The 8,083-nt window shown below is 44.9% G+C and carries 10 protein-coding genes, 11 tRNA genes and 1 pseudogene; 4 read left to right on the top strand and 18 right to left on the bottom strand.

From position 1 onward, the window contains the following. The 7 genes and pseudogenes from V8I28_RS12980 to V8I28_RS12950 form a co-directional block, all read right to left on the bottom strand. A pseudogene (locus V8I28_RS12980) lies at positions 1-247 on the bottom strand (DnaD domain protein); the annotation flags it as partial. 44 nt (positions 248-291) lie between these two features. Continuing rightward, positions 292-1,344 (bottom strand): exodeoxyribonuclease X C-terminal domain-containing protein, encoded by a 1,053-nt coding sequence (locus V8I28_RS12975; protein ID WP_341780463.1) that lies wholly within the window; start codon positions 1,342-1,344, stop codon positions 292-294. Then, a complete protein-coding gene (locus V8I28_RS12970; RefSeq protein ID WP_341780462.1) occupies positions 1,341-1,889 on the bottom strand; it encodes a host-nuclease inhibitor Gam family protein in 549 nt (182 codons plus the stop codon). Before V8I28_RS12970 ends, V8I28_RS12975 begins: the two co-directional genes overlap by 4 nt. Continuing rightward, positions 1,889-2,146 carry a hypothetical protein gene (locus tag V8I28_RS12965; RefSeq protein WP_341780461.1) on the bottom strand — a complete coding sequence of 86 codons (258 nt, stop codon included), beginning with the start codon at positions 2,144-2,146 and terminating at the stop codon, positions 1,889-1,891. The genes V8I28_RS12970 and V8I28_RS12965 overlap by 1 nt, the downstream gene beginning before the upstream one ends. 309 nt (positions 2,147-2,455) lie before the next feature. Continuing rightward, the gene (locus V8I28_RS12960; RefSeq protein WP_341780460.1) at positions 2,456-2,725 is read right to left on the bottom strand and encodes a hypothetical protein; all 270 of its coding nucleotides are present in this window, start codon (positions 2,723-2,725) and stop codon (positions 2,456-2,458) included. A gap of 4 nt (positions 2,726-2,729) precedes the next feature. Beyond that, positions 2,730-3,233 carry a hypothetical protein gene (locus tag V8I28_RS12955; protein ID WP_341780459.1) on the bottom strand — a complete coding sequence of 168 codons (504 nt, stop codon included), beginning with the start codon at positions 3,231-3,233 and terminating at the stop codon, positions 2,730-2,732. Between the two features lie 147 nt (positions 3,234-3,380). Continuing rightward, complete coding sequence (locus tag V8I28_RS12950) at positions 3,381-3,608, bottom strand: helix-turn-helix transcriptional regulator (protein ID WP_341780458.1); 228 nt, start codon at positions 3,606-3,608, stop codon at positions 3,381-3,383. Between the two features lie 140 nt (positions 3,609-3,748). Between V8I28_RS12950 and V8I28_RS12945 the strand changes: the two genes are divergently transcribed. The 4 genes from V8I28_RS12945 to V8I28_RS12930 all read left to right on the top strand — a co-directional run bounded on the left by V8I28_RS12945 (position 3,749) and on the right by V8I28_RS12930 (position 6,846). Next, positions 3,749-4,135, top strand: a complete 387-nt coding sequence (locus tag V8I28_RS12945) for a helix-turn-helix domain-containing protein (RefSeq protein WP_341780457.1) — start codon at positions 3,749-3,751, stop codon at positions 4,133-4,135. An 8-nt stretch (positions 4,136-4,143) separates the two neighbouring features. Then, on the top strand, positions 4,144-4,557 hold the full coding sequence (locus V8I28_RS12940) for an ImmA/IrrE family metallo-endopeptidase (protein WP_341780456.1): 414 nt from the start codon (positions 4,144-4,146) through the stop codon (positions 4,555-4,557). 17 nt (positions 4,558-4,574) lie between these two features. Next, positions 4,575-5,561, top strand: coding sequence for a hypothetical protein (locus V8I28_RS12935; protein ID WP_341780455.1), 987 nt, complete (start codon positions 4,575-4,577; stop codon positions 5,559-5,561). A 73-nt stretch (positions 5,562-5,634) separates the two neighbouring features. Further along, positions 5,635-6,846 (top strand): tyrosine-type recombinase/integrase, encoded by a 1,212-nt coding sequence (locus V8I28_RS12930; RefSeq protein ID WP_341780454.1) that lies wholly within the window; start codon positions 5,635-5,637, stop codon positions 6,844-6,846. Between the two features lie 167 nt (positions 6,847-7,013). Here V8I28_RS12930 and V8I28_RS12925 read toward each other — a convergent pair. The 11 genes from V8I28_RS12925 to V8I28_RS12875 all read right to left on the bottom strand — a co-directional run bounded on the left by V8I28_RS12925 (position 7,014) and on the right by V8I28_RS12875 (position 8,065). Further along, a tRNA-Leu gene (locus tag V8I28_RS12925) sits at positions 7,014-7,098 on the bottom strand. A 31-nt stretch (positions 7,099-7,129) separates the two neighbouring features. Further along, a tRNA-Cys gene (locus tag V8I28_RS12920) sits at positions 7,130-7,200 on the bottom strand. A gap of 59 nt (positions 7,201-7,259) precedes the next feature. Then, a tRNA-His gene (locus V8I28_RS12915) sits at positions 7,260-7,332 on the bottom strand. 14 nt (positions 7,333-7,346) lie between these two features. Beyond that, positions 7,347-7,417, bottom strand: a tRNA-Trp gene (locus V8I28_RS12910). A 7-nt stretch (positions 7,418-7,424) separates the two neighbouring features. Next, a tRNA-Tyr gene (locus V8I28_RS12905) sits at positions 7,425-7,507 on the bottom strand. A gap of 5 nt (positions 7,508-7,512) precedes the next feature. Continuing rightward, positions 7,513-7,585: transfer RNA gene (locus tag V8I28_RS12900), tRNA-Phe, on the bottom strand. A gap of 52 nt (positions 7,586-7,637) precedes the next feature. Next, positions 7,638-7,712: transfer RNA gene (locus V8I28_RS12895), tRNA-Asp, on the bottom strand. Positions 7,713-7,730: 18 nt separating this feature from the next. Beyond that, positions 7,731-7,803 (bottom strand) — tRNA-Val (locus V8I28_RS12890). A 4-nt stretch (positions 7,804-7,807) separates the two neighbouring features. Further along, a tRNA-Glu gene (locus V8I28_RS12885) sits at positions 7,808-7,880 on the bottom strand. Positions 7,881-7,892: 12 nt separating this feature from the next. Beyond that, positions 7,893-7,983, bottom strand: a tRNA-Ser gene (locus tag V8I28_RS12880). Positions 7,984-7,992: 9 nt separating this feature from the next. Continuing rightward, positions 7,993-8,065: transfer RNA gene (locus V8I28_RS12875), tRNA-Asn, on the bottom strand. Positions 8,066-8,083: the final 18 nt, after the last annotated feature.

Here is an 8,083-nt window from a genome sequence, read left to right as displayed (position 1 = left end):
TTTTCCCTTTGACGTATTTAATTAGTCCCAATTGGACCAGTGAATTTCGTGCCTTATCGAGGCCGGGCTCGGATAGTCCTGTCAGACTAAGCAGAGCCGAATTTTTCATGCGAAACTGAATGTCCAACTTGCCTTCATCGTTCGCATAGTCTAGTAACTCGCGATACAGATTATTTTGTCCGTTAGAGACGCTCGCTTCATACATTTTAAAATTGCGGTACGCCCGTCTTTGTTTGAAGTAATCCAAGCTTTCACCTCCCTAATTAATCCTCCCGCCCACCACAAACTAGCCTAGTCGAACGGCAACTTAATATTCTCTGGATCCTTGATACCATCTTTTTTGGTGAATGGGTCATTATCCGGATGCCCCACAAGCCCCTCTTGGAGCTTCTGCAAGTTGTTGCAAGCGGTAGTAGCGTCTTTCTCTGTAAGCTTTCCCCAATCGTCCTGCGTACCCTTCCAACCATCAATGATCGTAGCTAGAATTTCATTGGCTGGTTCACGTTCAGAAACGTTCGTTTGCTTAGCGATATTCTTTGAGAAGATGCTGATTAGGTCCAGCTTGTTCTTGGTTGCCAATTTAGGCGGCTTAGGTGACATCTTATCGGTAACATCTTGGGCCGCGTCATCGATAGCCTTAGCCTTCTTAGGATTGAGTGCCATCGTAGCAGCCTGCTTTAAATCATCTTGCTTAGCATTCTTGGCTAACCACTCAACGTAAGAACGATCCTCACCAACTAATTCAGATAACGTTTTGCCTTTATGCTTGCCAAAAGTTAACTTGGTTGCACCAGCATCCCCGTCGCTCATATTGTCCATACGTTCTTTCTGATTGAAGTTGTCCATGTCTTCGATATCTTGAGTAAAGACGTTAGACAGACTAGCGATAGTCAACGTAGCATCGACCTGGGCCCGCTTCTTAGCCATCTTGAGCACCGTATTGACGATCATAAACGTATCCTGATTGCGGTAGCGCTTCTCTTTGGTATTGCACGAACCCAGCCCTTCAGTAATCTTGGTACCACCCTTAGATAGGGTGCAGCGGACTGTGTACGCGAAGAATCCCTTTTCGTAATCCTCAATCTTGTTGGTAACTTCGTACTCGCTAGTAACTCCCATGAGCATCTGAATCTTTTCTGCTCCCGGCTTAAGCAACGTAGGCTTGCCAGTTCCAGGGATAACCCCGAAGTCTTGCCCGCTGTTCAGATTCTTCTCAACCATGACTTGGAAGTTTGAAATGGCCTGCAGTTGTGCGGCCATCTTATTCATATCGGCATTAGCAATTAGAGACATACCACTATCTTCGTTTGGTGTCGCAACTGCAGCGTTACTCTTATCTGTCATAGTAATTTCTCCTTAGTTGGTTTGACTACCAGCGACTCGGTGGACTCTTTGCGAGTGGCACCACTGATCATCTGTCCGTCATCATTGACATATCGACCATTTGCGAAGTGGAATTCTTTCTTGATCTGTTTCTTATCTGGTGACTTCTTGACACTGATCAAGTCGTCAAGCCCCTGGTCCTCTAAACTCTTGATCACGGTTGCATCTTCCCAGATAACACCAGCTGGCGTCTTACGGGTGGACACCGTACCAAACGGCGTATCAATCCGTGCCTTAGGGTCATCCTGACGAAGTTTAGCTAGGTAGTCAGCAAACAGTCCTTCGAAGAATCCGCGACTGTCCTGGTTAGCTTGGAGCTTGTCTTCCTGCCACTTGTCAATGGACTCTTTCTGCTCAAGTGCAACCCGCTTAATTTCGTCATCCTTGGCGGCAAGTGCCCGGTACTTCCGCATAGCCCAGGTTGCTGAGCTAGTGTCGGTAATCTCAAACTTAGGCTTGCCAACAACTTCATCATTTTCTAAATCGTATTTTTCTAGTGCGTCCATTATTTCTCCTCCTCGAATGTGTCTCCGCCCATGTAGCGGTATCGCTTAGCCTCGTGACAGTAGCCGTATAGTGCGAGTACAGCTAGAAAGTAATCATCATGACCACCATCGCCAAACGTCTCCAAGTAGTTGTCAACGTCGATCAGACTGTCGTAGATGTAGACCTCGCCGTCTGCATCGTCAACCACCCAGTAGCGACCGTTTACCTGCAGTGGCTCGCCATTGGTATCTAGACGCTTAATTGATTCCGCGTTCATAGCCATTGCCACCACTGCCCTTCCGGAGTAGAATTGATGTATAAAATACTTGATAGAAGTAGTTTATCTTTGAGTTCTGACGGCCATGTCAGGGCTCTTTTTTTGCGTCTTATAATCATTTTCGTTCTCCTTCCCATTCAAACCAGTTTTGACGCCAATGCCGGAATCTAATCCGCCATCCCCGCCAGCCGTTAGCTCGCTGAACGCTGCGGCCTAGCTTATAACCGGCGTAAAGCGCGATACCGAAGAACGCGCCCCAGCCAACGACAGTGCCGATTAACATACGAATCTCATCAATTGTTACCATATTTACACCTCTCTCTCTTCAAGATACCGGCGCCACGCTTGCGTGATCTCCGGAAACAGCCAGACACGCTTACCACCACGTTCACCAACCCGATGCTCTAACTCTCGTACATACGGCAATGGCAAGAACGTTCTTTCAAGAGTTGAAGTAGAGGCACCAGTCATACTAGCCAGTTGTTTAACGTTGACGCTCACCCGGAAGGTTGAAAGTTCTTTGCTAACACGCCGTTCAATATAGGCAACTGCCACTGCATTCGGATCAATCACTGCCATGCTTTCATCCCCTTTCCTTATTTACTTCATCAACATAGTCCTGGGCGTTGACACCTAAGTACTTGGCCGCCGCATCAAGTAGCGTGTATTCGGAACCGATCTCTTCGCTCAGCTCCTTCATAAACTTATCGATGACAGCCAATTGATTCGCGTCACGAACTTGTTTTGGAGTTGTTGCAGCATCAATGAATGAACTCTGAATATTAAGTCGGTCGGCCTCCTCACGTTTCTGTTGGACGATAGCTCCTAAAAAGTCGTCATTGCGCGTTGCACGTTTGATGAACCCCAGTGTTCCGAAATAGTCTCTAGCGGCCGTTAGCTTAAGCAGAAAGTCGTGAGCTAGGTCTGTGATAGCCTTAGCAGAAGACTTAGTAGTAGGCCGCCGCCCTGCCTTCATGTTGCTAAACTGTCCAGTTGATACTGGAATAGTCGCAGCCATTTCAGCATTGCTGAGCTTACTGGTCGGCATAAACAGTGATAACTGACGTGGAAATTTGATATTTCTCATAACTTACTCACCTTCAATCTGAAAATACGTGATATTTAAGTTTTCGCTGTTGTCAGTTAAACTTAATTTGTTGAATCAATTTGACTAATCAGTCAAATATTCCAGCGAGTATGCATAGCACTGCCATTAGTGCTAAGAAACTAAGCATTAGCTCACCTCCTCAGGAGCATTGTCAACCTTGTACGACATTTTAGTGAAAAAAACGAAATCAACTGTTTCCCCTAATGCACTAGAAATTTGTTTGGCTATGGATAAACTAGGTGCATGTCCATTCTCAATATAGGACAAATATGGACGTGAAATGCGAGCTTTACCAGCTAACTGGGATTGAGACATATTCATTTCAGCACGTAATGCCTTAATATTATTTTTCAAAATTTTCGCCTCCTTTTTCGTCAACCATATCTTACAAAAGCAATTGTAATCCTTAGAATACATCTTGTCAACCATGTCGTACAATAAAAATCAACATATTTTGTAAACTATGGATTACAATATTGAAGGAGGTGTAATCAATGGCAGACAATCTTAACACGTATCTACGGTCGTTACGAGGAACACAATCACTAAGAACCGTTTCAGAAAAAACCGGTGGTAAACTTAGCCACTCTTACATTTCTGATTTAGAAAAGGGACATAGTAGACGCGGTAACGTAATCAAGCCAACGCCGGAAACTTTAAAAATATTATCCGAGGTATATGATGCCGACTATGATTATTTGATGAAACTGGCAGGATATTTAGACTCAAAGGACACCAGCAGCTCTGATAAACCAGAATATATTGATTTAAAAAAGCAAATTGATGATAAGAAAAAAATCATGACTTTTGAGGGGCGTATTATTCCCGATGAAGATATGGAGTACGTTAAGCGAATTCTTGGCGGTGGGAAGAAGGACTAAAGTCAGAAATGGAAAATATTATTACAAAACTTATGCAGTATGCTTATGATCACGGTATTACTTGCGTTTTATCATCAGACTTGAGTAATTACACTCCCTCTTCATCACGTCCAGACAATCGGATTGTTTTAATCAACATGAATTGGCATGATCAAAAAGAAATTCCATTTCAATTTGCCCATGAACTGGGACATGTCATGAATGAAGATGAAGGAATTCTGTATTATTCGAGCTTTAGCAACAAGTCTAAATACGAACGTGGCGCAAATATGACTGCGCTGGACATTCTTATCCCAATTTACCTATCAGCTACTGGATATACTGTAGATAATGTGTTCCCGTTCATGAAACAATTCAGCATTCCCGCATCTCTGAGCGATGATGTGATAGCTCGCTTTAAGAAGTGCATTATTAAAAATTAATCAAGAGGTGAATTAATTTGAAAAAGTGTCCTGTAGATGGAACATTGCTTGACAGTGATTCAGTCAAGTTAAAAGATGGAGAAATTTGTGGCCAATGTGCCATGCAAGTTGGTCTTGTTCCCGGATCATCGTTTACACACAGTCATGCGGCAAACTACACTGTTGAAGACATTAGGGAACTAATGACGGCAAACGACAAAGTTGCAAGCAGTGACATAATTGATTTTCAAAAACAAGAAACAAACGATTCCAATAAACCACATTTTTCAAACCATCAAAGAATAAAATGGCCATCCTATCTGATAACTGTGGTAGTAATTGCTATTGGTGCTAGTTGGGGCTTTCATCGTGCATCAGTATCCAATACTCCTACCCTTCATCTAGATAAGTACAGTATTGACAACGTCACAGCCCTCCATGGTAAGGCGACAAAGGGAGCTACCGTCATCTTTAAGCCTCAAAATAGCGAGCTTGAAACTGAAAAAGTCGTTGCTAAAAAAGGAAATATCACCGAGTCTAGCCTGATGCCCGGGAAATACACTGTATATGCTCATAAGGACGGTAAAAATAGTGTCAAGAAGACGTTAAAGGTCAAGGACTCTTTGAGCGGCAGTTATGGATCATCAGCCAAGGAATCAGATAGCAAGTCCCAATCGCAATCTGGTAGTCGCTACAAGAAGGTCAGCCTAGCAGAATTCACTGAAGATACTAGTAGCTATGAAGGGACGGACATCCAAACAAGTGGTACAGTCGCATACATACAGAAGAATCCTGACGACGATACTATGTACTACGCTGTCATCATTCCACAAGATGAGTACGATTCTTCGGGATATTCTACTGGTCATGGAACGGTTACAGAAATAGACGTTGACACGATGAAAGAGAACTCTATCCACGAAGGTGACACAATCACTGTGCGTGGTGGTGCCATGACAGACACACTGAAATTGAATGGGAAGACGCTCAACTCAGACATCATTGTAGACAGTGTTAGCAAATAGCATCAAGTAGCCCCTAACAGGGCTTTTATTAATCGCAAGTAAAGAACACATGTTTGTTAAAGGAGGAAACAAAATGGCAGAGGTATTTAAAAAGGATGGAACTTGGACAGTCCGTACTAGCTACTACGATCACGATCATAACCGACATTACACCGGGAAAGGTGGTTTCAGAACAAAGCGTTCAGCCGAGGCTTATGGTGTCGAACTTGAGAAGACAAAAAAAGACGGTGGCGTTATGGCCGACCGTAACATAACTTTCGTAGAATACTTTCGTACATGGTACGAGACATTTCGTAAGCCTAAGGTAAGTGACGCCACGGCGGCACGCTATCAGTACAGCCTTAACGTGATCACCAAATATTTCGGCAGCACTCTTTTTCGCAAAATCACCACTACTGAATATCAAAAATTCTTAAACTGGTACGGCCTGGGCGACAAAGATAGTGACACCAAGCCTCACGCTAAAGAGACGGTTTCCAAAATCAACGTCCACATCCGGGCCGCAGTGCGCAACGCTGTCAACGACCACACCATACCATCGGACTTCACTTTGAACGCGCACATCGTTTACGATAACTCCCACGCGCGGCCTATTCACTATCTAAGTTACGAAGAAGCAGCTAAATTCTATCAGTACACGCTGAACCACCTTTACAATACGTTTGGCTACGATGTCGTGCGCTACATGGCTATCACCGCCCTACTAACTGGAATGCGGGGGCAAGAGGTTGCGGGTCTGACATGGGCAGACGTTGACTACGATAACGGTATCGTAGATGTCAGCAAGAGCTGGAATTGGAAGAAACGTGAATTTGGCCCCACTAAGAATCCCCAATCCATGAGGAAGATTGTTGTGGATCGCAACCTGCTCAATATCTTCAAGAAGTTGCAGTACGATCAAGGCATCATGCTTAAAAATAAAGGGATTGATAATCCCAAAAATCTTATGTTCCTCTCACGCTATAACCGCGTCCCCTCTTCCAAGGCTCTCAACGACGGCGTAAGCGACTTGCTGAAAGGCGCCGGAATTAATGAGGAGCTTACTTTCCACGGATTGCGACACACGCACGCATCAATTCTGCTGTATCAGAAGATGTCTATCTCCTACATTGCTCGCCGTCTCGGTCACAAGAATGTCTCCACTACGATCAAGACTTATCTTCATATCATCAAAGAGCTAGAGACGGAAGAAAATAGTAAGGTACTGGACATTATGACTAGCCTTGGTAAGGGCGCCGACTGGGCCGACTTCGACGTAAAGCAGAAGGCTGCTACCGATCGGTAGCACCTACCCACTAAAAAATAGCAGTTCGGTAGCACTAAGTAGCAAGGATGTACTACAATATACAAAGCCAGAAATTCATTGAACACAAAAAAGTCCCACGACCATTGATTTAACAACGTTCGTGGGACTTTTGAAATACATCCAAATACTGATATATTTTCTCGATATACCGGAGGTGGGGTTCGAACCCACACGACCTCAACGGTCACTGGATTTTGAGTCCAGCGCGTCTGCCAGTTCCGCCACTCCGGCAAAAAAATACTGATTGGATACACCCAGTCAAAGGTGGTAATCGGATTCGAACCGACGATGAAGGTTTTGCAGACCTCTGCCTTACCACTTGGCTATACCACCATAATCGCCTATCCAATCTGACTGGACCAGCTGAAAGATTTCAAGATGCCCCAATCTAGGGCGGTATGTGGGAATCGAACCCACGCGTGCCGGAACCACAATCCGGTGTGTTAACCCCTTCACCAATACCGCCATCACATTACAAACAGGGATAGTAGGAGTTGAACCCACATCGACGGTTTTGGAGACCGTTGTTCTACCATTGAACTATATCCCTATAATGATGGTGGGGAGTGGATTCGAACCACCGAACCCGAAGGAGCGGATTTACAGTCCGCCGCGTTTAGCCAGACTTCGCTACCCCACCATAAATGGCGCGGGACGGAATCGAACCGCCGACACATGGAGCTTCAATCCATTGCTCTACCAACTGAGCTACCGAGCCATACCATCATGTAATATGTTTGTTGTGTATTAAATTGTTAATAACATAACAACGGTCCGTACGAGACTCGAACTCGTGATCTCCTGCGTGACAGGCAGGCGTCCTAAACCAACTAGACCAACGGACCATAATGTATTATGTTATATGGAGGATACAGGGCTCGAACCTGTGACCCTCTGCTTGTAAGGCAGACGCTCTCCCAACTGAGCTAATCCTCCAAAATGACCCGTACGGGATTCGAACCCATGTTACCGCCGTGAAAGGGCGGTGTCTTAAACCACTTGACCAACGGGTCATACTTATGAAACGGAGAGTGAGGGATTCGAACCCTCGAAACAGGTTAGTACCCGTTTACAGCATTTCCAATGCTGCTCCTTCAGCCACTCGGACAACTCTCCATTATTAAGCTCCGGCAGGCGGGCTCGAACCGTCGACAACCTGATTAACAGTCAGGTGCTCTACCAACTGAGCTATGCCGGAATAATCGCGTGGCAACGT

Source organism: Levilactobacillus sp. HBUAS70063 (assembly GCF_038374745.1).
Taxonomy (GTDB): Bacteria; Bacillota; Bacilli; order Lactobacillales; family Lactobacillaceae; genus Levilactobacillus.
This window is presented reverse-complemented; position numbering and strand designations above follow the sequence as displayed.

What these genes read in the sequence shown, in the direction of transcription:
- V8I28_RS12940 (WP_341780456.1), top strand. Translation starts at nt 4,144, where the DNA reads ATGGAAAATATTATTACAAAACTTATGCAGTATGCTTATGATCACGGT.
- V8I28_RS12930 (WP_341780454.1), top strand. Translation starts at nt 5,635, where the DNA reads ATGGCAGAGGTATTTAAAAAGGATGGAACTTGGACAGTCCGTACTAGC.
- V8I28_RS12965 (WP_341780461.1), bottom strand. Translation starts at nt 2,146, where the DNA reads ATGAACGCGGAATCAATTAAGCGTCTAGATACCAATGGCGAGCCACTG.
- V8I28_RS12945 (WP_341780457.1), top strand. Translation starts at nt 3,749, where the DNA reads ATGGCAGACAATCTTAACACGTATCTACGGTCGTTACGAGGAACACAA.
- V8I28_RS12975 (WP_341780463.1), bottom strand. Translation starts at nt 1,344, where the DNA reads ATGACAGATAAGAGTAACGCTGCAGTTGCGACACCAAACGAAGATAGT.
- V8I28_RS12960 (WP_341780460.1), bottom strand. Translation starts at nt 2,725, where the DNA reads ATGGCAGTGATTGATCCGAATGCAGTGGCAGTTGCCTATATTGAACGG.
- V8I28_RS12970 (WP_341780462.1), bottom strand. Translation starts at nt 1,889, where the DNA reads ATGGACGCACTAGAAAAATACGATTTAGAAAATGATGAAGTTGTTGGC.
- V8I28_RS12955 (WP_341780459.1), bottom strand. Translation starts at nt 3,233, where the DNA reads ATGAGAAATATCAAATTTCCACGTCAGTTATCACTGTTTATGCCGACC.